Annotated in this window: 22 protein-coding genes; 8 read left to right on the top strand and 14 right to left on the bottom strand. The window is 63.7% G+C overall.

Features of this window, described 5'->3' with window-relative positions; genetic code table 11:
* The first annotated feature begins 45 nt into the window (after positions 1-45).
* A complete protein-coding gene (locus tag H9638_RS02125; protein WP_191745522.1) occupies positions 46-711 on the top strand; it encodes a carbonic anhydrase in 666 nt (221 codons plus the stop codon).
* 38 nt (positions 712-749) lie between these two features.
* On the top strand, positions 750-1,220 hold the full coding sequence (gene cynS, locus H9638_RS02130; RefSeq protein WP_191745523.1) for a cyanase: 471 nt from the start codon (positions 750-752) through the stop codon (positions 1,218-1,220).
* A 267-nt stretch (positions 1,221-1,487) separates the two neighbouring features.
* Here the strand turns inward: cynS and H9638_RS02135 are convergent, their stop codons facing one another.
* From H9638_RS02135 to H9638_RS02170, 8 genes are all read right to left on the bottom strand, one after another.
* Complete coding sequence (locus H9638_RS02135) at positions 1,488-2,069, bottom strand: dihydrofolate reductase family protein (protein ID WP_191745524.1); 582 nt, start codon at positions 2,067-2,069, stop codon at positions 1,488-1,490.
* Positions 2,070-2,728: 659 nt separating this feature from the next.
* A complete protein-coding gene (hpaD, locus tag H9638_RS02140) occupies positions 2,729-3,805 on the bottom strand; it encodes a 3,4-dihydroxyphenylacetate 2,3-dioxygenase (protein WP_191745525.1) in 1,077 nt (358 codons plus the stop codon).
* 25 nt (positions 3,806-3,830) lie between these two features.
* A complete protein-coding gene (gene hpaE, locus H9638_RS02145) occupies positions 3,831-5,348 on the bottom strand; it encodes a 5-carboxymethyl-2-hydroxymuconate semialdehyde dehydrogenase (protein ID WP_191745526.1) in 1,518 nt (505 codons plus the stop codon).
* A gap of 42 nt (positions 5,349-5,390) precedes the next feature.
* Positions 5,391-6,065: a GntR family transcriptional regulator gene (locus H9638_RS02150; RefSeq protein WP_191745527.1), complete on the bottom strand. Its 675-nt coding sequence runs from the start codon at positions 6,063-6,065 to the stop codon at positions 5,391-5,393.
* Positions 6,062-7,540, bottom strand: a complete 1,479-nt coding sequence (locus H9638_RS02155; RefSeq protein ID WP_191745528.1) for a fumarylacetoacetate hydrolase family protein — start codon at positions 7,538-7,540, stop codon at positions 6,062-6,064. The genes H9638_RS02150 and H9638_RS02155 overlap by 4 nt, the downstream gene beginning before the upstream one ends.
* Positions 7,541-7,703: 163 nt before the next feature.
* Entirely contained in the window at positions 7,704-8,498 is a 795-nt protein-coding gene (locus tag H9638_RS17130; protein ID WP_404799619.1) for an endonuclease domain-containing protein, read from the bottom strand.
* Between the two features lie 12 nt (positions 8,499-8,510).
* On the bottom strand, positions 8,511-9,374 hold the full coding sequence (locus H9638_RS17135) for an endonuclease VII domain-containing protein (RefSeq protein ID WP_404799620.1): 864 nt from the start codon (positions 9,372-9,374) through the stop codon (positions 8,511-8,513).
* Positions 9,375-9,517: 143 nt separating this feature from the next.
* Positions 9,518-11,014: a serine/threonine-protein kinase gene (locus tag H9638_RS02170; RefSeq protein ID WP_191745531.1), complete on the bottom strand. Its 1,497-nt coding sequence runs from the start codon at positions 11,012-11,014 to the stop codon at positions 9,518-9,520.
* A 1,015-nt stretch (positions 11,015-12,029) separates the two neighbouring features.
* Between H9638_RS02170 and H9638_RS02175 the strand changes: the two genes are divergently transcribed.
* Positions 12,030-12,296 (top strand): HNH endonuclease family protein, encoded by a 267-nt coding sequence (locus H9638_RS02175; protein ID WP_191745532.1) that lies wholly within the window; start codon positions 12,030-12,032, stop codon positions 12,294-12,296.
* Positions 12,297-12,402: 106 nt separating this feature from the next.
* Here H9638_RS02175 and H9638_RS02180 read toward each other — a convergent pair whose 3' ends face one another.
* The 4 genes from H9638_RS02180 to H9638_RS02195 all read right to left on the bottom strand — a co-directional run bounded on the left by H9638_RS02180 (position 12,403) and on the right by H9638_RS02195 (position 16,117).
* Positions 12,403-13,047 (bottom strand): hypothetical protein, encoded by a 645-nt coding sequence (locus H9638_RS02180; protein ID WP_191745533.1) that lies wholly within the window; start codon positions 13,045-13,047, stop codon positions 12,403-12,405.
* A 402-nt stretch (positions 13,048-13,449) separates the two neighbouring features.
* Positions 13,450-14,994 carry a DUF6297 family protein gene (locus H9638_RS02185; RefSeq protein ID WP_191745534.1) on the bottom strand — a complete coding sequence of 515 codons (1,545 nt, stop codon included), beginning with the start codon at positions 14,992-14,994 and terminating at the stop codon, positions 13,450-13,452.
* A 3-nt stretch (positions 14,995-14,997) separates the two neighbouring features.
* The gene (locus H9638_RS02190) at positions 14,998-15,684 is read right to left on the bottom strand and encodes an ABC transporter ATP-binding protein (RefSeq protein WP_191745535.1); all 687 of its coding nucleotides are present in this window, start codon (positions 15,682-15,684) and stop codon (positions 14,998-15,000) included.
* 265 nt (positions 15,685-15,949) lie between these two features.
* On the bottom strand, positions 15,950-16,117 hold the full coding sequence (locus tag H9638_RS02195) for a hypothetical protein (protein WP_191745536.1): 168 nt from the start codon (positions 16,115-16,117) through the stop codon (positions 15,950-15,952).
* Positions 16,118-16,755: 638 nt separating this feature from the next.
* Between H9638_RS02195 and H9638_RS17035 the strand changes: the two genes are divergently transcribed.
* Positions 16,756-17,583 (top strand): DUF4839 domain-containing protein, encoded by an 828-nt coding sequence (locus tag H9638_RS17035; RefSeq protein ID WP_191745537.1) that lies wholly within the window; start codon positions 16,756-16,758, stop codon positions 17,581-17,583.
* A gap of 137 nt (positions 17,584-17,720) precedes the next feature.
* Here the strand turns inward: H9638_RS17035 and H9638_RS02205 are convergent, their stop codons facing one another.
* Positions 17,721-18,254 carry a hypothetical protein gene (locus H9638_RS02205; protein WP_225216880.1) on the bottom strand — a complete coding sequence of 178 codons (534 nt, stop codon included), beginning with the start codon at positions 18,252-18,254 and terminating at the stop codon, positions 17,721-17,723.
* Positions 18,255-18,538: 284 nt separating this feature from the next.
* Here H9638_RS02205 and H9638_RS02210 point away from each other — a divergent pair, with 284 nt between their 5' ends.
* Complete coding sequence (locus tag H9638_RS02210; RefSeq protein ID WP_191745539.1) at positions 18,539-19,129, top strand: hypothetical protein; 591 nt, start codon at positions 18,539-18,541, stop codon at positions 19,127-19,129.
* Complete coding sequence (locus H9638_RS02215) at positions 19,126-19,728, top strand: RNA polymerase sigma factor (RefSeq protein WP_191745540.1); 603 nt, start codon at positions 19,126-19,128, stop codon at positions 19,726-19,728. Before H9638_RS02210 ends, H9638_RS02215 begins: the two co-directional genes overlap by 4 nt.
* A 17-nt stretch (positions 19,729-19,745) precedes the next feature.
* Here the strand turns inward: H9638_RS02215 and H9638_RS02220 are convergent, their stop codons facing one another.
* Positions 19,746-20,174 (bottom strand): RidA family protein, encoded by a 429-nt coding sequence (locus tag H9638_RS02220; RefSeq protein ID WP_191745541.1) that lies wholly within the window; start codon positions 20,172-20,174, stop codon positions 19,746-19,748.
* Positions 20,175-20,394: 220 nt separating this feature from the next.
* Between H9638_RS02220 and H9638_RS02225 the strand changes: the two genes are divergently transcribed.
* Both H9638_RS02225 and H9638_RS02230 read left to right on the top strand, forming a co-directional pair.
* Positions 20,395-21,396 (top strand): LacI family DNA-binding transcriptional regulator, encoded by a 1,002-nt coding sequence (locus H9638_RS02225; protein WP_191745542.1) that lies wholly within the window; start codon positions 20,395-20,397, stop codon positions 21,394-21,396.
* A gap of 29 nt (positions 21,397-21,425) precedes the next feature.
* Positions 21,426-22,742: an ABC transporter substrate-binding protein gene (locus tag H9638_RS02230; RefSeq protein ID WP_191745543.1), complete on the top strand. Its 1,317-nt coding sequence runs from the start codon at positions 21,426-21,428 to the stop codon at positions 22,740-22,742.
* Positions 22,743-22,764 lie beyond the last annotated feature (22 nt).

Raw genomic sequence — 22,764 nt, forward strand, 5'->3', positions numbered from 1 at the left:
TTCCGTCAGTCTTGAGGTGCTCGACTATCAACAAGGAGACGGCCCATGCAGGAGATCATCGACGGCGTTCTGAAGTTCCAGCGGGAAGCTTTCCCCCAGCGCTCAGACCTCTTCAAAGAATTGTCCACTTCCCAGAAACCCAAGGCCCTGTTCATCGCGTGCTCCGACAGCCGTGTTGTTCCGGAGCTGCTCACCCAGCAGGAACCCGGCGATCTGTTTGTGATCCGCAACGCCGGGAATATTGTTCCGGCGAACGGCCCCCAGCCTGGTGGCGTCACGGCCAGTGTGGAGTATGCGGTCTCCGTCCTGGGCGTCACGGACATCATTATCTGCGGCCATTCCGACTGCGGCGCCATGACTGCCATTTCCTCCGACGCCGATATGGGACACCTGCCTGCCGTGGCCAGCTGGCTGGCCCACGCCGACGCCGCCAAGGCAGTCAACGCGGGCCGCACCCATGAATCAGCCAAGGAACGGCTGGACGGAATGGTCCGCGGGAACGTCCTGGCCCAGCTGAACAACATCAAGACCCACCCCTCGGTGTCCCTGGCGCTGGATCAGCAGCGGGTGACCCTTCACGGTTGGGTATATGACATTGAAACCGGCTCCATCGACACCCTGGACGGTGCCAGCGGGAACTTTGTTTCCCTGGCCGAGAACCCCCACGCCAGTGCCACCTCCACACAGACTGCGGCCGCACCGGCCGCCTGATTTCCCCCTCAACCCCACAAGAAGAAGGAAAAACTCCCATGATTCACTCCCAGAACACCCAGGGCCCGCGCGAAGAGCTGACCGCCGCCATCGTTGACGCCAAGATGCGCAGGAACCTCAGCTGGCAGGACCTGACCGACGGCACGGGCCTGAGCCTTGCCTTCGTCACTGCCGCGCTGCTGGGCCAGCACGCGCTGCCCAAGGAAGCCGCCGACGTCGTGTCCGAGAAGCTGGGGCTGGATGAGGACGCCAGCATGATCCTGCAGACCATTCCCCTGCGCGGCAGCATCCCCGGCGGGGTCCCCACCGACCCCACCATCTACCGCTTCTACGAAATGGTGCAGATCTACGGATCCACGCTGAAGGCCCTAGTGCACGAGCAGTTCGGTGACGGCATCATCAGTGCCATCAACTTCAAGCTGGACATCAAGAAGGTTGAAGATCCCGAGGGCGGTTCACGCGCCGTGATCACCCTGGACGGAAAGTACCTCCCGACCAAGCCGTTCTAACCCCGCGGTTCCGCCCTGGTCCAGCCGGGCGGTTCCGGCCGAACGGGTTGGGCCGCCGAACGGTTCCACCCGAACGGTTCCGGCCGAACGGGTTGGGCCGCCCGGGTTGGATCGCCCGGGTGGGGCCTCCCAGTGGGGCCGACACGGGTTCCCAGTCTTTGTAAACGCCTGTGGCTGATGTGACCCCACCAGTCACGGGAGGCTACAAACAGTGGGAACCCGTGTCGCCGTGGGCTCGGCCCCGGGACCCAGGCCGGAACCAAAGGGTCAGCGGCGGACCGGGTAGCTCAGGTGAAGGACCCGGTTGCCCCGCAGCACCACATCGGGGTCCTCCAGCAGGTGCTGGGCGCTGACCGAGCCGAAGTACCGCTTCCCGGAGCCCAGCACCACCGGAACGACGTCCATCCGCACCTCGTCCACCAGGCCGGCAGCGAAGACCTGCCCGCCGACGTCGCCGGCGGCAACTTCCACGATGCGCTCGCCCGCCAGCTCCTGGGCACGCGCCATGGCCGCTGCGATGCCGTTCACGAAGGAAAAAGGGGCTGCGGTGTCCCAGCCCTCCGGCGGCGGCCGGTGCGTCACGACCACTACGTGGTCAATTCCGCCTGGGGGTTCCCCGCCCCAGCCATCCGTCTGGTCGAACACATGACGGCCGGTGACAGTCACCCCGATCCGGTCCCAGTACGCCCGCGTGTAGTCATAGGACGTTTGCGACACCTTCAATGCGCCGCTCTCGTCCAGCGGCACGTCTCCGCTGAGCAACCAGTCGAACAGCGGGCCCGGCTGGTCATTGGCGTCCGCGATGAATCCGTCCACTGACACTGAAGCGTAGAGAACGACCTTGCCCATGGGTGCTCCTGGGGGTGTGGGTGGGGCTCGTGGGGGTGTGGTGCGGGTGGGTGCAGGAGTGCGGGAGTCAGGCCGTAAGTATGGCCGACGCACGGCACCCCGGCCAGCCCCCAGCCAGCCCCGGTCAGCTGACGCGCGGTCCCCGGCCAGCCCCCAGCCAGCCCCGGTCAGCTGACGCGCGGTCCCCGGCCAGCCCCCGGTCAGCCCCCGGGCGTCCGGCTTGTCAGCCTTTCGGCCCCGCAAACCGGCAGCGTGCCCGCCCTTCCCACCCTTAGTGACGGTTGTTGCCTGGAGTGGTCACATCTGGTTACAGCAGCAACAGAGAGTGGGAAGCGCCGGCCAGGCGGCCGAACCCAGCCCTGGCCAACCCCGGCCAGCCAACCCCGGCGGGCACCCCGGTCAGCCCCCGGCGTCCGGTCCTGTTCCGCTGTGGACACCGGCAGCGTGCCCGCCCTTCCCACCTTTCGTGACGGTTGTTACCTGGAGTGGTCACATCTGGTTACAGCAGCAACAGAGAGTGGGAAGCGCGGGCCAGGCCCCGACCCCAGGACGGGCCGGGCACCCCGGCCCCCACCCCAACAGAAGCGGGAGGGACAGCCCAAGCTGTCCCTCCCGCCGTCGTACGCCGGTTCTTCGATTGCCGGCCGTTCGCCCGAGAACTACAGCTGCGAACCAACCTTGAAGTCGGTCTCGTCGCCGCGGGTGTAGGAGAAGCCGTCAGCGCCGATGGTCACTTCCATTTCGGAGGAGTCGGTGCGGGGCACAACCTGCTGCGGGTTGCCGTCCAGGTCCAGGACCAGGGAAGCCTCGGTGTACCAGGAGGGAACAACGGGGTTGCCCCACCAGTCGCGGCGCTGGTTGTCGTGGACGTCCCAGGTGATGGTGGGGTTGTCCGGGTCGCCGGTGTAGTAGTCCTGGGTGTAGATCTCGATGCGGTGGTCGTCCGGATCCAGGATGTAGAGGTAGAACGCGTTGGAGACGCCGTGGCGTCCGGGGCCGCGCTCGATCCGGTCGGAGATGCGCAGGGCGCCCATCTTGTCGCAGATCTGGATGATGTTGTGCTTCTCGTGCGTGGCGAAGGCGACGTGGTGCATGCGCGGGCCGTCGCCGCCGGTCAGGGCGGTGTCATGCACGGTGTGCTTGCGGTGCATCCATGCGGCGTAGGTGACGCCGTCGGAGTCCTTGATGTCCTCGGAGACGCGGAAGCCCAGGTCCTCCAGGTAGCCGCGGCCGCGGGGAACGTCCGGGGTGACCTGGTTGAAGTGGTCCAGCCGGACCAGCTCGCCGGCGGAGTAGAGGTCGTAGCGCTGGGTCAGGCGTTCCACATGGTCCACGGCGTAGAAGAACTCGTACGGGAAGCCCAGCGGGTCCTCCACGCGGACGGAGTCGCCCACGCCCTTGGTGAAGCCCTCGGCCCGGCGCTCGGTGCGGCAGCCCAGTTCCTTGTAATACGCCTCGGCAACGTCCACGTCTTCCGGGGTGCGCACGCGGTAGGCGAAGGAGGCGACGGCGGCGACCGGACCCTTGCGCAGCACCAGGTTGTGGTGGATGAACTCCTCGAGGGAGCGCAGGTAGATGGTGTTCTCGTCCTCTTCGGTGACGTGCAGGCCCAGGACGTCCACGTAGAACTCGCGGGACTTGGCCAGGTCCGTGACCACCAGTTCCATGTAGGCGCAGCGGACAATGTCCGGCGGAGCGATGGACGGCGTGGGGATCGGATTGGGGTTGGCGTTCATGGTTCTCCTTCGAACAGGGCGGGGGTTAGGCGTCGGTCTTGGCGGCGTCGTCGCTGCCGAACTTGGGCGTGTGGACCTTGCCGAGCGTGATGTGCACGGCCTGCTGGTCGGTGTAGAAATCGATCGAGCGGTAGCCGCCCTCGTGGCCGAGGCCGGAGGACTTCACGCCGCCGAACGGGGTGCGCAGGTCGCGGACGTTGTGGCTGTTCAGCCACACCATGCCGGCCTCGGTGTTCTGCGCGAAGTTGTGCGCCCGGGTCAGGTCCTGCGTCCAGATGTAGGCGGCCAGGCCGTACTTGGTGTTGTTGGCCAGTTCCAGGGCTTCTTCTTCGGTGTCGAACGGGGTGATCGCGACGACGGGGCCGAAGATCTCCTCCTGGAAGATCCGCGCGTCGGGCTTCACGTCAGCGAAGACGGTGGGCGCAATGTAGTTGCCCTCTTCCAGGCCTTCGGGGCGGCCGCCGCCGGCCAGCAGGCGGCCTTCGGTCTTGCCGATCTCTACGTAGGATGCCACCTTCTTGTAGTGCTCGGGGTGCACCAGGGCGCCCACCTGGGTCTTCGGGTCGTGGGGATCGCCGACGACGATGGTCTTGGCGCGCGCGGCGTACCGTTCGCAGAACTCGTCATAGACCGGGCGCTCCACCAGGATGCGGGAGCCGGCGGTGCAGCGCTCGCCATTGAGGGAGAAGACGCCGAACAGCGCGGAGTCCAGGGCGGCGTCGAGGTCCGCGTCCGCGAAGACCACGCACGGGCTCTTGCCGCCGAGCTCCATGGACAGGCCCTTCAGGTTCTCTGCCGCGTTGCGGAAGATGGTCTGGCCGGTGGTGGTCTCGCCTGTGAAGGAGATCAGCGGAACCTGCGGGTGCTTCACCAGTGCGTCGCCGGCTTCCTCGCCCAGGCCGTTGACCAGGTTGAACACACCGGCCGGCACGCCGGCTTCGGAGAAGATGTCCGCCCACAGGGAGGCGGAGAGCGGGGTGAATTCGGCCGGCTTGAGGACCACGGTGTTGCCGGTGGCCAGCGCCGGGGCGAGCTTCCAGGATTCGAGCATGAACGGGGTGTTCCACGGGGTGATCAGGCCGGCGACGCCGATCGGCTTGCGGTTCACGTAGTTGATCTGGCTGCCGGGGACCTTCATGGCGTCGTCGAACTGGGCGACGATCAGGTCCGCGAAGAAGCGGAAGTTCTCCGCGGCGCGCAGGGCCTGGCCCTTGGCCTGGGTGATCGGCAGGCCGGTGTCGAAGGTTTCCATCTCGGCGAGGCGTTCTTCCTGGGCTTCGACGGCGTCGGCGATCTTGTTGAGGATGCGGGCGCGCTCACGCGGCTTCATCTTCGGCCACGGGCCGTTCACGAAGGCTTCGCGGGCGGCAGCGACGGCGGCGTCGATGTCTTCCTTCTGGCCCGCGGCGGCGGTGGCGTAGTTCTGGTTGGTTACCGGATCCAGCACGTCGAAGGTGGCGCCGTTGATGGAGTCCACGAATTCGCCGTTGATGAAGTGCTGGATGTGGGTGGGAAGGTTCTCCGGGATGTAGTGCTCAGCCATGGGGCGTCTCCTTTGATGCGGGGTCTGGTCTGCGGGTTCGATTTACGGGGTGGTGCTAGGGGAGTGCTTCAGGTAGGCCTCGAGCGTGGCGATCCGGTGGGCGCGGGCCGCGGCCTCGATAGTGCCGGCGTCGGCCTTTGACTCGATCAGTTCCAGCAGGTGATCGTGCTCAGCGACAGAGTCCTGGGCCCGGCCGGGAACGTAGCTGAAGGTGGAGGAGCGCAGGGCGCCCAGCCGGTTCCAGCCGCGGTGGACCAGATCCAGGATGTGCGGATTGGGGCAGTTGGTGAACAGGGCGGAGTGGAACTCCCGGTTCAGGGCGGTGAAGCGGACCGGGTCGAAGTGCTCCAGACATTCGCGCATTTCGGCATTGATGGCCTTTGCCTTGGACAGGTCCTCGGCGGTGACCAGGGGAGCGGACAGTGCCGTCGCGTAGCCCTCCACCAGGCTCAGGGTCTGCATGGTGTAGAGGTATTCGGTCGGGTCGATGCCGGTGACGGTGGCGCCGACGTTCCGCTCGAACCGGACCAGGCCTTCGGCCTCCAGCCGGCGGATCGCTTCGCGCACCGGGACGGCGGAGCAGCCCAGGTCGTTGGCGATCCGGCCGAGCACCAGGCGGTACCCGGGGCCGTATTCACCGGAGGCGATCTTCGACTGGACGGTCTGGTAGGCCTGTTCGGCCTTGCTCACACCGGCCGTGTTGGGGACGGTGTTCACGCCTGTTCCGCCGCCCAGGCCTCGTACTTTTCCTTCCACGCGGCGTTCATCGGGTAGAGGCCGTCGACACTGTTGCCGGCCTTGACCATCTCGGCGATGAACTCTTCCTGGTGTTCCTGCTTAATGCAGGCTTCCACCAGTTCCTCGGCGATGGCCGGCGGGATGACCAGGATGCCGTCGTCGTCGGCCACGATGATGTCACCGGGCTGGACGGTGGAGCCGCCGCAGGCGATGGTGATGTCCGTGTCCCAGGGGATGTGCCGGCGGCCGAGCACCGCGGGGTGCGGGTTGGCGCAGTACACGGGCAGGTCGAAGCTGGCGACGGTGGAGTAGTCGCGGACGCCGCCGTCGGTGATGATGGCTGCGGCACCGTTGTGCATGGCGCGCAGGGCGAGGATGTCGCCCAGGGTGCCGGTGCCCTTTTCGCCGCGGGCTTCCATGACCAGGACTTCGCCTTCGCGGACGGAGTCGATGGCGCGCTTCTGCGCGTTGTAGCCGCCGCCGTGGGTCTTGAAGAGGTCTTCGCGGTTGGGGACGTAGCGCAGGGTGCGGGCGGTGCCCACCACCTTGCGGCCGGTCTTGGTGCCGGTGAGGCCGTCGATGGAGACGTTGTTCAGGCCGCGGGCGCGCATCTGGGAGCTGAGCGTGGCGGTGGCGACGGATTCAAGCTTGGCCTTCAGCTCGGGGGTGAGGGCCGACGCCGGTTCCTGCTTGGGTGCCAGGCCCGCCTTCTCGGCGGAGCCCCAGGCTTCTTCGCGCTGCTTGTCATCGATCTTGGGCTGTGCGCCGAAGGGGGCCAGCGGCGTCGTGCCTTCGGTGACGGTGGTGCTCAGGCGGCCGGTGGTCTGGCCGGTGGAGGGGGAGTCAACTTCAATTTCGACGACGTCGCCTGGGACGGCCACGGAGGCGCCGGCGGGGGTGCCGGTGAGGATCAGGTCTCCGGGTTCGAGGGTGAGGAGTTGGGAGAGGTCGGCGACCAGCTGCGCGAAGGGGAAGAGCAGGTCTGCGGTGGTGTCATCCTGGGCAAGTTCGCCGTTGACCCAGGTGCGCACGCACAGATCTGCGGGGTCCACGGAAGCGGCGTCGAGGATCGCCGGACCCACGGGGGTGAAGCCGTCGCCGCCCTTGGAGCGGAGGTTGGAGCCTTTGTCCGCCCAGCGGAGGTCGTACACGCCGAGGTCGTTGCTGGCGGTGACGCCGCTGACGTAGCTCCAGGCGTCTTCGACGGAGACGCGGCGTGCGGTCTTGCCGATGATCAGGGCGATTTCGCCTTCGAACCCGAGCAGTTCGCAGCCGGCCGGGCGCTCCACGGTGCCGCCGGTGAGGGCAAGGGAGGAGCTGGGCTTCAGGAAGTAGGAGGGCTGCTCGGGTGTGCGTCCGCGTTCGGCTGCCCGGGTGGGGTAGTTGATGTGGACGGCGATGACCTTGCCGGCGCTAGCCAAGGTCTCCGGTGTAACGGTGCTGCTCGTAGACATCTCACTCCTGAATCAAGTACGAAATCGTATACGATCCATAGTGCCTTGTGGGGTGGGTCACGTCAAGGGGGTGCGTCGCGATATAGCACAAGCGTAAGTTGCGCACATTCCGGGTAGGCCGAGAGCTGTTGAATCGCAGCCCATGATGGGCGGTCGTGCAGCGTTATGCAGGCGAGGCGGGACCCGATGAGGTCCGCCTTTGCTGCCACGACGTCAGGTACGCTACCGACGCGTACAACCCGGGCACGGAGTCCTTCATCCAACCTAGTCCGGAATTGCAACTGGAGCACAGAAATCCGCGAACGCACTGTCCGCAGCTGTAGTTGCCGGGACAACACGCGTGGTCATGGTCCACGCTTATGGTGCGCGCAGGGGTGAACGGGCTTCTACAAATGGCACAGGCTTCCCCCTGTTCGCCTAGTATGCGTTCAATGTCTGCTTTGCTGAGTCCAAAGTTCTTCATACGTGCGGCTATGCCCGAGCAGTGTTTACACAGACCGTTTAGGCCGTCTTTAGACGCAGCTGATTTCCAGAATTCTGTTTCTGGGAGCCACTGCTTACATTCACCGCACCTCTTGTTGCCTTTGCCATCACGGGCCTGTGATTCTTGGGCTATCCGCCTGTCTCGGACGGGTTGCAGTTCGGTTCGCAGCCCTATTCGGATTTGACGGCGCTGTTCAGCGTGACTCTTGCAAAGTGGTACGTGTGGAATACCAGTAGTGTCCCAGTGTTTAGCTGGCCGCCCGCATGGAAGATTTTCACGCCCCTCCGCCAAACAGACCATCCCAACCTTTATCCTTCGCTTTAGCGGCTTCACCTCACCATGTCTGCGGAACTGAACGTAGTGCCGAACACACACCATTTCTCCTGCGGCTGTTGCATAGGGCTCACGCCCACATATTCCATTATCTTCGTGGTTTGGGGCAGGACACGGGAAAAAACCTTTTCTCGCTGGCATAGCTGGAAGCTATCACTCGGTTCCGACAACCGATATGCGTTCGCTCGGACGAGGGAGGGTTGATCTCGCTTCCCCCGGTCCTCGCGGATGAGCAGGTATAAGCAATCTGGAGTCATTCCAAGTTTCCAGATACCCAATCGCCGCGACAATCGCCTCCACGGAATCCTTAAACCAACCGAGAGAGGAGTTGCAATTGTTGCAAAGCAATCCCCTTATGCACTCGCCACAGGTTCGAACTCCAGGACAACATGCGTGGTCGTGGTCGACGCAAACTTTGTTGACGATGCCGTCGAAGGCCCGTCTGCAGATCGCACATGCGTTGCCCTGCGATGCGATCATCTCCTTGAACTGTTTCGCGGAAAGACCGAAGGCACGCATCCTCCTCAACTCATTGCCGCATGCTTTGCAGTGAGCACTGAGCCTGTCGGTGGAACGTCCCCCAGGACTGAATTGCTCCGGGTCCAACCACTTTTCACATACGCAGCATCTCTTACGGCCGCATTCGTCCCTCGTCAATGACGGATGCTTCATCTTCGTTGGCTTGATTGGGCTAAGGCCCCCGGACCCCTTCCGTAGGGCTGCCCGTTTTTGATTGTAATGCCCCTTGCATAGCGGGGAATACGGCATGGTGGTCAGATCCCAATGCACGGCTGGCCGGTCACACGTCGGGTTTTGCCAGCCCGGTCCGGTGCACGATGTGTCAGAGTCAAGGACTCGACGAATGGGTCGAAGGCGGCCGTCCTTCTTATACTGCCGGTGATGCGTCTGGCAGACCATTATGTCGCCCGCGTGAGCGTAAACCGCCCGCCCACACAAACCCGACCCATCTTCATTTGGGCCCGGGCATTTCCTCGCAGACTCCTCAGATTCTGTCATGGCCAGAATGGTACTGGCTGTGACAGACAATGCAGCCGGCGTCAAGGTCGATTCCACGGACCACTCTGACTCCAAAACGCGCCATACTAGTTGATGAAGCCCTTCTCATCATTGGTCTTCCCCCGCACACTTTCGGCCAATGGCTAGGCCACCGGAGGCACCCTATCGGTTGACCGCCACGAGCCGCGTGCCTCGATAGCCGCTTCCCGTGCCGAGGGCTTTATGAGTCGCCCCAGGGACGCCTCGGCAAGCCAGACCGCCCAACGGTCCGCGAATTCATCCAGACTGTCGGGGTCGACGGGCGCGAACGGCCATGCGACACGGTATCCGCCCCGACAGTGAAGGGCCTCCTGCGACTCCGCCGACTCGAACCCTGCTTCAAACGGAACGGGTCGCTGCAATGGGACCATTCCTTCCACTTGAGCGAATGCGGTTTCGTACCACTGGAAATGTCCTGCTTCCTCGGCGTCGGCAAACCACAACGAATGTGAGCGCCCAGAATAATCTCCACCGCTCGCTGACTGCTGCAAGTACAGTCCTGCAGTCGCCATGACGGTAAACGGATCATCCTCCGATTCCATCAACTGCCAGTGCGGATTGTGCATCATCTCCCCGAATGTCAGCTTCGCCGACCCCAAGCGCAGGGTCCACCCGAGTCCATGTCTCCCCTCCAGTTCCGCTTCGTTTGACAGACTTTGAAGTCTGGCCAGAAACACGTCGGCGATTTGGGTGAGGCGTTCGTTCGCAAAGCTGAGATACGCCTTCCTTTCCTCGGCATCTGCCCGAAACTGCAGAGCCTGACGCTCAGCCAGATCCCGTTTGTCCTTGAGGGCTTGGTCAGCGGCAGCCATTGCTTCCGTCGCTTTGGACGGCATCGACGGCTGGCTAGGCGTGAGCTTATTCGCGAACTGCGCGGCAGTCAGCCTGAGTTCCGGCGCCTTTGCGAGACACTCCCTGATCGCCCAGTCCAGTCTGGACTGTGCACCCGTGGGCGCTGGCGTTTCCGACAAATGCCCGATTTGGATTTGCTCCCGCGTCCCATCGAAAGGAAGTCTGCCGGTGATGATCTGGTAGGCAACGATACCCAGCGCATACATGTCACTTTGGCTGCTCGCTGTGCCGGTGGTCCACAGTTCAGGCGCGACGTAATGGAAGCTACCCGCATACTTGTGAGTCATCGTCCCGGTAACGGCCTCAGCGTACTTGGCAATGCCAAAATCGCTGAGGCACCATTTCCCATCCAGAAGAAGTATGTTTCCAGGCTTGATGTCCCGATGAATGATTCGTCCATCCAGACTGATGAGAGCCTCGGTCACATCGGATAAGACCTGCAGTGCCAACTGCTCCGGCAGTTTGCCGCCGTGTTGGGCGAGCACATTTTCCAAGGTGTCAGCGGCCAACGGCATGGAGACAATCCAGTTTTCCTCGTCCTGACCGAATCCGGTGATTGGCACAACGTTGCGAGCATCTTCCGGAATCTTGAGCTCTATCTCCCTGGCCGGACCGTGGCCCTTTGGGATGAACTTGATGGCCGCTTCCCTGTCGCCCTGGTGTCCGCGATAGACGACACCGTAGCCGCCCTTGCCTAGCGGGTCTCCCAGTTCCCATTCACCGTTGTCCAGATCAACAGTCGCGATCATTCCCATACCAGTCCCCCGTTCCGCCAAATCCAACAAACACGGTCAGCCTAGTAGCTAGCGCGCCGGCGCAAGACGCACCTCACCACCCGTGTTGCTGCGGACGTGTGCCGGCCGTGGGCGGAGGACACTGTCTGTGCACGGCTACCGAGAGCCAGCGTCGTAATCGCCTTTGTTCCCGCGGGATCACGCGTCGAGCCCGTGCACTTTCTGTGGACGACGTCTGCCTCGGATGACCCAATAGTTGTAGGCAGTCCAAGCAGCGGCTCCCGGGGGGATAAGCGCTGGAGCTGCTTGTCGACGAAGTTGGCGGCGGACCTCCACGCATTCCTCGCCGCATTCAAGAAGGTCCCCATTCCGGCGCATCATTCAGGAGGCCGATGATTCAAGCCGCTCACCCCTGCTGCGGCTCACTCTGAGGAGCTAACCATATACATTTCCCCTGCAGTCTCCGCTTGGAGCTACGCCTGCAACACCGGAACTGTGCACCGGACTACAGAAACCCTAAATAACCCAGGCCTGGCAGCATCAGTCCGCCGGGCCTATCAATTCCCCGCCGGTATACCGGGGTTTCCGGAGGCCACCCCCTCTTTCACCCGTGAAAAAACGATACATGCGGTGAAAGCCGTATGACCAAGAAAGCACGCGCGATGGACGGCGCTGGAAACGCCGTCGTCTGCGGGAAACCAGTGAAAGCTCAAAAGCGTTGCCTGAAGCACTATCGGCAATGGTATAGAGCAACACCTAAATGCACGGCCAAAGGCTGCAGCCGCATTCAGGCAGCGCACTATTATTGCCGCCTGCATGAGAGGCTGGCTCTATCTGAGCGCACTTACGTGGCCCAGCAGAAGACACTCGCACGATTCCGCGAGCAGATCGAGCCAGACCCAGCCACGGGCTGCTGGCTGTGGTCCGGGGGGACTAACGCGAAAGGCTATGGCATGTTCAGTTGCCACGGGTCTTGGCTAGCTCACCGCTTTTCCTACGTCTACTTTTACGGGGACACGCACCGAGGAAGGTGCTCGATCACATCTGCAACGTCACTAATTGTGTTCGTCCGGACCATCTTTGGGCGGTCACGAACACTGAAAATTTGCGGCTCATGCATGAGCGGATTGCAGCACTCGACAAGGAGTTCTGGCGGCACACGCATATCACGCCACAGCCGGATGCAATGCTCGTTTGGGCCATCGATAACGACCTTCCCTATTTGAAGCCACCTGCCGGGAATTGTCCGCATGAGCTAAAGACGCTGTCGCGCATACAGCTGGCCCTCGCCGCGTGATTCAGACCCTGCTGAAAACTTCCCAACCCGCCCAACTGGGAGCGGCTAGGACGACCGGGGGCGGGCGGGAGGGTACGACGGGTTCCCTCCCCCCGCTGGCTCGTGCTCACCTGTCGGACGGAGAGCCGGATAGCAGGTCTTCATTCATCAGCTCGTTCAGAGCTAACTTCCTTGCTTCCATTTCGGCACGAAAGTCTCTCACCAGTACTTCAGTCCGAACAGCGTCTTTTATTTTTTCCATGTCTGCCGCTTCCATAAGCGCATCGATGGCCAGCCGCACGGGACGCGGAGCGATGAGCCGTGCATGATTTGCCGCGTCTCGAAGTTGTGTAAGCAGCGCCCAACCTTCCTGCATCGTCAAGACTCCAAACTTTTCTTGCATCTCCTCGTACACCTGTAAACGTCGGTCCCCGCCCGGCGTCCCTCCGTCCGTAGCTGAATCACGAGACTCGGATTGTGGAGACGTGTGGGATTTCGCCGGTGCTTGCAGCGCCGAGTCAATGATGTTGTCGACCTGCCGTTGGATGATCGACTTGTCGAAGTACTCCTGGAAGCGACTGAGGAACTGGGCGTAAGCGTTTTTTCGTTCCTGCCACTCAAGGACCCGGCGGCTTTCCGTCAATTGCATATTCTGAACCGACAGCTGGGTTTGTCCGGCCCGGCGACTCGTCCATAAAGTCGCTGCTAGACCTCCGAGAGCAACAATAGTTGTGCCGATCCAACCGACATCTCTTAACCAGTCCCAATTCACAGGCTGATCCTCTCATGACTCACAGGCGAGGCAGCCTTACCGTCTCACAACCCAAGGATTGAAAGACGCCGGTCACGTAGGACACTTTCGCGCGGCCTGGACACGATTTCAGTGTCCCATTTGAATGTCTCGCAAGTGGCCATCAAGTTGATGGTAATCAAACACTGTTGCGAGGCACTATTGGAAAGACTTCCATGCCAAAGCTGATCGGGTACGCGGAGTCTCCGGATAGAACTGCAAGCCCTCGATCACCTCGTCCGGTGTGAGAGTCGCCCACGAGTTGCATCCGGACAACGGTATGACTGCAGCGGTCAGGAGGTCAAATATTCTAGCTATAAAAATTGGAGTGGCTCACCGTCTCCTGGCGTCATTCTGATCGCCCAGGGTAGACCCATCCGGGTCTTATTTGGGCCGAGAGTACATCACCACAAGAACACACACCGCAGAAAACCCAGCCTGCGCCAGCAGCAGCATCCCGGGCACGTAGCCTAGGAACAGCCCGAGCAGCAGCGGAACCAGCGCCAGCAGGGTCGTGTCGAAACCACGGACCATCGACCCGGCCTGCGCGCTGGGCACCGGCCCGAACGGGGTGTCCTTCGGCGGAAGGCTCCAGTCGGGCTGGGGCCGATAGGCACCCCGCACCGCCGAGGCACCAAACCCCACGCCGGCCAGCGCACCCAGAGCGATCAGCGACGGACTACCCGCGCCGAGCAGCACCAGCACCGCACACAACACCGCAGTCCACAACGCCAGCGCAGCAGCAGGCAGGGCCATCCGGCTCAGCCGCACGACTGACACTGACAACGGCAGCAGCATGTCCAGACCCGGCATAATCGCCGTCCGACGCGCCACCGCACCCAGCGCCGGAACCGCCGCAAACACGGCTACCGCAATCATCCCCAGCTGCACCAGCGGAGGCTGCGCACCGCCGGCCAGCAACACGACTACGAACACCGCCAGCACTAGCACCGGACGGACCCATAGGCCGCGGGTCCGCAGAAACGCCGCGGTATCGGCACGCAGCAGGGCTCCAAACGGAGTCCGCCCACCCCGCGCATACCAGCGCGCCGCACGGGCGGAGGCAACGCCGTCGGGCTCTGCCGAAAGCGCGCGGCCCACCTCATTGAGATCCATCAGGTACACCGCGGCACCCGTGTGCCCGGACACCGCGCCGCCGCGGATCAGCTCCCGGCCCGGGATCCGATCCAGCCGGGCGAACACGAGCAGGCCGAGGGCAATGGTGACACCAAAGCCGACGACCGCCAGCGCCCAGGACCCCGCGGCAACCCGCACCGTGACCAGGCTCAGAAGCGCCAGCACCAGCAGGCCGGGAAGCATGCCGCGGCGCCGCTCAGCCGCCGACCGCGGAGCCGGCAGGGCCTGCTGCAAACCCGCGAGCAGCACGGCACAGACCGCCCCCACCCCAAACGTCACAGCCGCCAGGACCTGTCCACGAACACTGGTCTGCAGGCCCATCACAAACCCGAACGGCAGATACAGCACAGCGGTGCCCGCCCACACCAGCAGCAGGCGTCGGACGAGCCGGCCGGCCACCATCGGCCGCCGCTCCAGCGGCAGCCCCAGCCACCAGTACCCTTCGGGTCCGCTGACCGCCGCGGGGCCCAGCTTCCGGGCGATCACCATCACCGCAGCCAGGGCCGCGAAGACCAGGACAGCCGCTGCCGCGCCGTCGGGCAGGGCGAACGACGGCGGCGTCACCAGGGTGCGCCCGGAACCGACGTTCCAGGCCTGGGCCACCTGCTCGCGCAGGGCCAGGACGAGTCCCACGGCCAGGGCTCCGATGGTTCCGAGCGCCAGCACGGCGGTGTAGACGTCGACGAACGCATCCCGGAACCGGGTCCGGCCGCGGGAAAACGCCCGCGAGGCCTGCCTGGTGTAGCGGACCGGGTCGAACGGGGGAGGGTCTTGGACGGTTTCGGTGGTCATCCGTCAGCGTCCGGCGATTTCCGCGGCGGCGCGCTCGGGCGCGATCTCCCGGACGTCGTCGTCAATCAGTAGGCACCGCTTTGCGGTGGCCAGCAGCAGCGAAGGATCGTGAGTGACCAGCAGGACCGTCCCGCCTTCGGCGGCATAGGCCTGGATGCGCTCTCCGAGGCGTTCGCGCATGGCGGGGTCCAGTCGCTGCTCCGGTTCGTCGAGGATCAGCAGCGACGACGGCCGGATCAGGGCCGACGCCAGCAGCAGGCGGCGGCGCTGGCCGGAGGAGACGGAGGCGGGAACGGCGTCGGCCCGCTCCTGCAGGGCGAAGAAGTCCAGTTCGGCGTCGACGGCGGCGTCCGGATCCGGGAGGGAGTGGCCGCGGGCGACCAGCTGCAGGTGCTCGCGCAGGGAGAGCGATGGGAAGAAAGCGTCCTCGTCAAACAGGGCTGCAACCGCGCGGCGGAACGGGACCGCGTCCTCGTTGACCGGCAGCCCGTGGACCCGGACCTCGCCGTCGAGCATCTGCTGCTTCCCGGCGATGGTGCGGGCGGCCGTGGACTTCCCGGCACCGTTGAAGCCAACGACGCCGAGGATCTCGCCCGCGCCGGCGCGTGCCGTGATCGGCCCGCAGACCGGCATGCCGCCGTAGCCTACGGACAGGTTGGAAATATCGAGCACGGCCCCCGGGAACGTCATGGGTTCAATTTAGCGGAGCTGTTGACTGCCTCCAGCAAGCTGGATGAGTACGCCTACGGTTCGAGACGCGGTCAGAGACCCTGCGGCAGATGGGCGGCATCAACCGGAAATGGCCACCGCCCGGTGGCCCGTTGGTAATCGATGGCCCGCAGCGTAGGGGCGGAGGTGTTCCGAGCTGCCAAGACCCTGCGGACGGCACCTCATTACTGGCGCGGTGCCGCACAGGCGTTCCGGTAAATCAGGAGGCGCAATCTCCCCTGCTGGGTTACCTGCGAACCCCCACCATCAACGGCAAGCAGAGCCGCGTCAGCCACTCATCGTCGCTCGGCAGTTCGAATGCCCGCCCATAGGCCGGTTCGACCGCGAAATCATCCTCCCGCAAGCGGTCGCCGAAAGACACATAGGACTTCTCTACGTCGCGCTGGCTGCTCATCCAGGCAATACTTCGAAGCCCGAAGTGTGGGCGGCTTTGGCCCACATGTTTGTCTTGCCATAGCTGCTGGCCGGAGTCCGGGCATGTCCTCGCCGGAAACTTCGATCGTCCTGAATCCTGTCCCCATGAACGATGCCCCGCGCAGTAGCTGCTGCGCCGTCAACCGGCCCGCCACCTTGTTCTGGTAGTCACTGCGCAGCAGTGTCCGCCACCAGCAGGAATGTCATGCAGCCGGGTCTCCGAAGAACGCACAGCGGGTTGGTGACCCGAAGCGTCCCCCAGTAGGTCTGCTGGGGCTGTTGGTGAACAGGTGCTGCACGTGCGCACCTTCGTCCAGTTTGTGTGTGGCTGGAGGACTGGTGTCCGGCGCGCGTGGGATGGAGGGACAGGGGGCTCGCTTGCGCAGTTGCCGAGATTTCCTATGTTACGGTGTGACGTCGGAAATGTTTGAGGGGCGGGCTGCTCGCTGACCAATCCGAGGTATTGCTCCTAGAACTCCCGTGGTGAGCCGACAATGTCATTCATTCGTGCCACAGTCCTCCGAATGGCTTACTTTTTGACGGTCCAGGCACCAGACTAAGTCGCGCCGGTTGCTAGGCTCAGCACCTATATAAACGCAAATAGGGAACGGAAGCCGCGTGGCTGACAACGAAGTGCAGTACGAGTTCAAGACGGTGCGGGCAATCCGAGGCGCTGAAGCCAGGACAACGGCGAAATGGGAGAAGGAAGGCTGGGAACCCGTCTCTCAAGACAAGGGGACATTGCGGTCCGAGATCACATTCCGGCGCCCAGTGCGAAAGCTGCCGCTGAGCTTTAAGGCTATGGCAGATGGTGCCGTTGTCCTCCTGCGAAAGCTGCCACTGCGCGTTCAAGTTGTGGCAGGTGGTTTCGTTGTCCTCCTAATCGCCCTCGCTATCACAGTCGGTGTGATCCAAGAGGGAGACGGCGATGCTGTCGCGAGTCCGGCCCAGTCACCAAGCAGTTCAAGCGAACCGGCGCCCGAGCCTTCCATGCCGGCGCAAGTGGCGCCAAGCGAGCAAGCATCCGAAAAAGCTGAGGCCGTTGAACCAGAGGATGAAATACTCACCGTTGAAAACAGCAGTGAGCTAGCGGCTCTGCTAGCTGAAGGCGACTACTGCAGCGATTCAATTGCCGGCTTTGCCGCCCAATATCAGGGGAAGACCATCGCGTTCGACGGAAGTATCGGCGCGATGAACCCTCATGGCGGCTACAAGACGCGGTATGACATCTTGATTGGTGCCGGAGACTTTAGCGAGACAAGCGCATCTGGGCCGAACTTCCAGTTCAGGGATGTCAACACCACCTCCGACCTGCACTTCCCGGACAGCGACCTTCCCGACACCATCGGCGTGCGCGACAACCTCCGGATTACGGCGCAAGTTGGAAAATACGAAGACAATTCCTGCCTGTTTCTTCTGGAGCCCGTCGAGACCGAGTTCCGGTAGAGGAAGGCAGATCATGCGCGGTTGACTGCTCAGAACTCCTTATGGGAGGACCCGTGCGCAGGTGGAACTCGCCATCTTCGATCTGACTCGCGACCGTCCGGCAGACTAATCCCTCCGCTGGTGACCGTTTTCGAGGTTCAGTCCACAGGCGGAAGATGGATGGCATCAACTGGCATGGGCCAGCGGCCCGTAGCCCGGTGGAAATCAATGGCCTGCATCATGGGCGCCACATTAAAGGCATTGACGTTCAGGCTGTATTTGACGCCATTGGCGAATCTGACCGACAGAAACGGCTGTCCTTTCAGCCGCTGCATCCGGTAGTCGACAATGTCGCTGTAGGGGAGGACATGTTCCGGCCCAAAGATCTTGCGGAAAGCCAGCTCATATTGGCGTGGTGCCACATATACCTTCCGGTAGATCCAGAGGAACATTAACCCGCCAACGAAGATGGCCACGGAACTGATGACCATCCCAATCTCCGGGTTTTCAATGGACAGGGCGGCCAGACCCATCAGGAGCCCGACGGCGATAAAGAGCCATCCGACTCCCGGCACCACCTTGGGCGGGCGGATCCGTTCCGGATGGTCCTTGGAGCGGTTGGGGTGCTTCCGCGCCCACCAGGAAATAAGGCCGATGAACAAGGTCACCCCGGCCGTTAGTGTGATCTGCAAGATCGTCCCTGTTGACATGCTTCCCCCCCCAACGCGTTTACCGACGGCGCGTTTCCCGTGCTGATCCTGCCAGGAAATCTACCTCAGGCGCGGGACGTCGTGGGGTCAACCTACCGGCGCGCTTCCACCCTCAGCGGCGACGGCCACGAGAAGGTGTCCCTGGACCACTGAACTGGGCCATACCGCTGAACTGAGCGATCCGAAGAAACTGTGGACACCCGTGGACAATCGCGGGGCCTGCGGCCATGTATGGGTAAAGCTTCTGTCAGGAAGGCGGCACCCTCATGAATGATCTCGACCTGGAAGCCCGGATCCGGGCAGCGGCCCCGCACGTATCCCAGCCGCTGGGGCTGGCTGAGCACAGTACGCGGATCCTGGAAGGAGCGCGGAGACGGCGTCAGCGGAGCCTTCGCATCTGGGCGGCCGGCGCGGCGGCTTCCGCCGTGCTCGCAGCCGGAGGAACAGTCGCTGTGGCCGGCAACGGACTGCAGACCCCCTGGGGGTGGACAGCCGACAGCGTTTACCAGTTCCCTGGACCATACGGCCAGACCTGCTACTCCGGTCTCAGAGTTGAGCCGGACGGGGTTCCAGACGATGCGCCGGAAGTGGCCGCCGCCCGTGAGTTCGTCGCGGGACTCGACCTCAACACTCTGGACACGTCCGCCGCGCGAGCTCGCGCGGAGGCCGAAAACGACCAGCCGTTCGGCGACGGCACCCCCGGCGTCCTGCACAACAGCCCGGAACTGATCGAACAGTTCGCCATGCACGGGACCGTAGCCGCCCTCCTGTTTGCGGAGATGGAAAACCGAGGCCTGCGAACCCCGGAAGGACAAGGCCCCGTGAGCCTGTTCAGCATGACGCAGGGCTGCCAGTGAGTAACGCGAGCGAGACGGCGTCGTTGATCGGTGAGCTCGTCCGCGCCAATGCCGAGGACTTGCTGCGGTACTTCCAACGCCGCCTGCTGAACCACGGCGATGCCGCGGAAGCCTACGGCGAATTGCTGCTCACCGCGTGGAAGTTGCGCCGCCGGGTCCCGGCGGATCCAACCCAGGGCCGGATGTGGCTGTTCACCACCGCACACAACGTCCTGCGGGACTCCCGCCGCAAATTGGCCCGCCGCTCCGCTGCAGTTGAGCGCCTGGTGAAAGATATGCGGCTCTTGAGCGAACCGGCGCTGGACGACACAGCCCTGGAGGTGCGGGATGCCCTCGACCGCCTGCCGGAGGAGGACGCCGAGCTGGTCCGGCTGACCTACTGGGACGGCCTGGCGTCCCACGAGGCAGCGGCCGTCCTGGGGATCAATCCATCAACCGCGCGGTCACGGCTGTCGCGGATAAAACAGCAGCTGCGCACCGTGCTGGGAGAGCCCGACGGCGGGGGGAAGGACCAGCCGTCGCCCCCGGCACGCTCTGCGGGACAGTCCCGCAGAGCGGGTCCCGGAATTGGTCGTCTTGCGAACGTTCCCGCCGATTGAAGATAAGACGCCTGGCTTCACGGATTCGCAGGTCCGCTGACGCTTCCGTCAGGAGAAGAGCCCGTATCCCGGAGGGCGATGACTGCGTCGATCTGGACCTTCGCGCCGAGGGGTAGTGCCGCTGCCTGAACTGTTGTCCGGGCAGGGAAGGGTTCACGCACATAGCTGGCGTAGACAGCGTTGATTGTTTCGAAGTCTCGGTAATCGGTCAGATAAATGGTTGTTCGCAGGAGATCCGAAAGGCTCAAGCCGAGTTCTTCCAACAGCGTTCTCAGGTTTTTCATCATTGTTTCGCACTGCGCCGCAACATCTTCCGAGACCAGAGATCCGTCGTCGGCCCGCTGGCCAATAATTCCAGCCGTATAGCCAGTCGCGCCGTGCCGGGCGAAGTGCGAGAAGGGGGCCGTGGACTGGTGGAGCTGCGGACTGAAATGGTGCGCTGGCATGGGCGGTTCACTCGGTTTCTGTTGGCAGGCGTGAGGCACGGCCAACCCTAAAGGACGATCCCCGCAGGAGGAGAACCTGCCCCAGAAACCAGACATCTTTTCGCCCCTGTTTACGAAACATCATGGATCTCAGAAATATCTGCTTAGGGTGTGACGCAGATCGCGCAATCGTTTACGTAAACCGTTTGCGTCCACACGGAAGTCCGAACAGAGGAGGGCCATGGTTACCATCAGGGACGTCGCCAAGCATGCCGGCGTATCTCCGGCGACCGTGTCCCGCGTGGTCAACGGACTCGTGGGCTACTCCGAGGAAACCCGGCGCCGCGTCGAAGAAGCCGTCACCTCCCTCAACTATGAGACCGACTTCATGGCCCGCGGGCTGAAGACCCGGCAGACATCGGTTATCGGGCTCCTTGCCCCCATGGTCTCCGACGCGCTTGCCTCCGAAGTGATGCGCGGCGTCGAGGAGGCAGCACGCGAGCAGGGCTACGCCGTCATGCTGGGCCGGACGGGACTGCAGTCCATCTTTATTGACGGCTACCTGCGGACGCTGCGGACCTACCGGGCAGCAGGCGTGATCCTCATTTCCGCCGTGATCACGCAGGAAACGCGGCAGATCCTCGGCCCGAACATCCCGATCATCTCGGTGGCCATCAGCGACAGGTCCGGCTCTCCCAGCGTCTCCATTGATGACGAGCGGGCCGCCTACGATGCCACCCGGTACCTGCTGTCCCTGGGGCACCGGCGCATCGGCCTGCTCGCCGGAGATCCGGCGTCGGTGTTCGTGGCCCACCCCCGGCAGCGCGGCTACGAACGGGCCATGGCGGAGGCAGGCCACCCGCCCGTCGTCGCGCACGGCACGTTCTTCTATGACAGCGGTGCCCCGGGCCTGGATGAGCTGCTGCGGCAGGATCCGGACCTCACCGCCATCTTCGCCGTCAGCGACGAAATGGCAGCTGCCGCCGTCAACGAACTGCAGGAACGCGGCCGCCGCGTTCCGGACGACGTTTCGGTGCTCGGCTTCGACAACACCTCCACGGCCCAGCACGTCCACCCGCCGCTCAGCACCGTCGCCCAGCCCTTGGAGGAGATGGGACGGGCAGCGGTCCGGAAACTGCTGCGCGCCCGCAACCTTGGACCGCGCATTGTGCCGCACTCCATCATTGCCCGCGGATCCACCGGACCGCCCAAAAATCAGCACCAGCCCAGCCAGGAACTGTAAGCGCAACGCACCACTCTAAGGAGCACAGCATGAGGCAACGACGCCACTACCGGCAGATTCTTCTCGGAACGGCAGCACTGACCGTCTCCGCCCTGGCACTCACCGGCTGCGGCGGCGGTGCCGAGTCCCCGGAAGCGCGGCAGGACGCGGCCGCCGCGTTCGAAGGCCGGGGACCCATCAACTACGTCTCCTCCCGGGACGCCTCCGGTGCCGCGCAGGACACCATCGACAAATGGAACGCCGAGCACCCCGATGAGCAGGTGACGTTCATCGAGCTGCCCGATTCCGCGGACCAGCAGCGCCAGCAGCTGGTGCAGAACGCCCAGATCGAGTCGGACACCTTCAGCGTCCTGAACCTGGACGTCGTCTGGACCTCCGAGTTCGCCGCCAACCGGTGGATCATGCCGATGCCCCAGGACGCACTGCCGACCGACAGCATGGTCCCTGCCGCAGTGGAGACCGCCACCTACCGCGGCACCCTCTACGGCGCTCCGTATTACACGGACGGCGCCCTGCTCTACTACCGCACGGACCTGCTGCAGGCGGCCGGCATCGATGCCCCGCCCACGAACTGGGAGGAAATGACGGCCGCGTGTGAGAAGGTACTGGCCCTCGCGGAGGCTGACGGCATGTCCTGCTACGCGGGACAGTTCGACAAAAATGAAGCCCTGACGGTGAACTTCACCGAGGCCGTCGGGTCTGCCGGAGGCCAGCTCTTCGACGAGGGAACCCCCACGGTGGACACCCCCGAGGCCCTCGCCGGCCTCACCCAGCTCACTGACGCCTTCAACGACGGCCTTGTTCCCAGCGACGCCATCACCTACATCGAGGAGCAGGGCCGCCGCGCTTTCCAGGAAGGTGACCTGGTGTTCCTGCGCAACTGGCCCTTCGTCTACTCCTCGCTGACCGCCACGGACGGCTCCAGCGCCGTCGTGGACAAATTCGGCATCAGCTCAGTGCCCGGCATCGGCGACAACCCGGGCGTCTCCACGCTGGGCGGCCGGAACCTCGCGGTTTCCCCGTTCACGCAGAACAAGGCAACGGCCCTGGACTTCATTCAGTTCTTCACCAGTGAGGAAGAGTCGAAGGCCCGCCTGGACAAGAGCTCGCGCGCGCCGGTCTACCCCTCGCTGCTGGAGGATCCCGCCGTCGTCGAAAAGCGCCCGTTCTACCCGACGCTCCTGGAATCGCTGGAGAACGCGCAGGCCAGGCCGCAGGTCGTCAAATATGGGGCGACGACGACGGCCATCCAGGAAGAGGCGTACGCGGCACTCACCGGGCAGAAGGATCCAGAGACCGCCCTCTCCGACATGCAGGCAAAGCTCGAAGAACTTTCGGCCGAATAGCCCGCAAGGCGGCCGCCGACGC

It is taken from the genome of Arthrobacter pullicola, assembly GCF_014836875.1.
Classification (GTDB): Bacteria; Actinomycetota; Actinomycetes; order Actinomycetales; family Micrococcaceae; genus Arthrobacter_B; species Arthrobacter_B pullicola.

Coding starts and splice junctions, on each gene's coding strand:
- H9638_RS02125 (WP_191745522.1), top strand. CDS start 46: ATGCAGGAGATCATCGACGGCGTTCTGAAGTTCCAGCGGGAAGCTTTC.
- cynS (WP_191745523.1), top strand. CDS start 750: ATGATTCACTCCCAGAACACCCAGGGCCCGCGCGAAGAGCTGACCGCC.
- H9638_RS02135 (WP_191745524.1), bottom strand. CDS start 2,069: ATGGGCAAGGTCGTTCTCTACGCTTCAGTGTCAGTGGACGGATTCATC.
- hpaD (WP_191745525.1), bottom strand. CDS start 3,805: ATGAACGCCAACCCCAATCCGATCCCCACGCCGTCCATCGCTCCGCCG.
- hpaE (WP_191745526.1), bottom strand. CDS start 5,348: ATGGCTGAGCACTACATCCCGGAGAACCTTCCCACCCACATCCAGCAC.
- H9638_RS02155 (WP_191745528.1), bottom strand. CDS start 7,540: ATGTCTACGAGCAGCACCGTTACACCGGAGACCTTGGCTAGCGCCGGC.
- H9638_RS17130 (WP_404799619.1), bottom strand. CDS start 8,498: ATGCCAGCGAGAAAAGGTTTTTTCCCGTGTCCTGCCCCAAACCACGAA.
- H9638_RS17135 (WP_404799620.1), bottom strand. CDS start 9,374: ATGACAGAATCTGAGGAGTCTGCGAGGAAATGCCCGGGCCCAAATGAA.
- H9638_RS02170 (WP_191745531.1), bottom strand. CDS start 11,014: ATGATCGCGACTGTTGATCTGGACAACGGTGAATGGGAACTGGGAGAC.
- H9638_RS02185 (WP_191745534.1), bottom strand. CDS start 14,994: ATGACCACCGAAACCGTCCAAGACCCTCCCCCGTTCGACCCGGTCCGC.
- H9638_RS02190 (WP_191745535.1), bottom strand. CDS start 15,684: ATGACGTTCCCGGGGGCCGTGCTCGATATTTCCAACCTGTCCGTAGGC.
- H9638_RS02195 (WP_191745536.1), bottom strand. CDS start 16,117: ATGAGCAGCCAGCGCGACGTAGAGAAGTCCTATGTGTCTTTCGGCGAC.
- H9638_RS02210 (WP_191745539.1), top strand. CDS start 18,539: ATGAATGATCTCGACCTGGAAGCCCGGATCCGGGCAGCGGCCCCGCAC.
- H9638_RS02220 (WP_191745541.1), bottom strand. CDS start 20,174: ATGCCAGCGCACCATTTCAGTCCGCAGCTCCACCAGTCCACGGCCCCC.
- H9638_RS02225 (WP_191745542.1), top strand. CDS start 20,395: ATGGTTACCATCAGGGACGTCGCCAAGCATGCCGGCGTATCTCCGGCG.
- H9638_RS02230 (WP_191745543.1), top strand. CDS start 21,426: ATGAGGCAACGACGCCACTACCGGCAGATTCTTCTCGGAACGGCAGCA.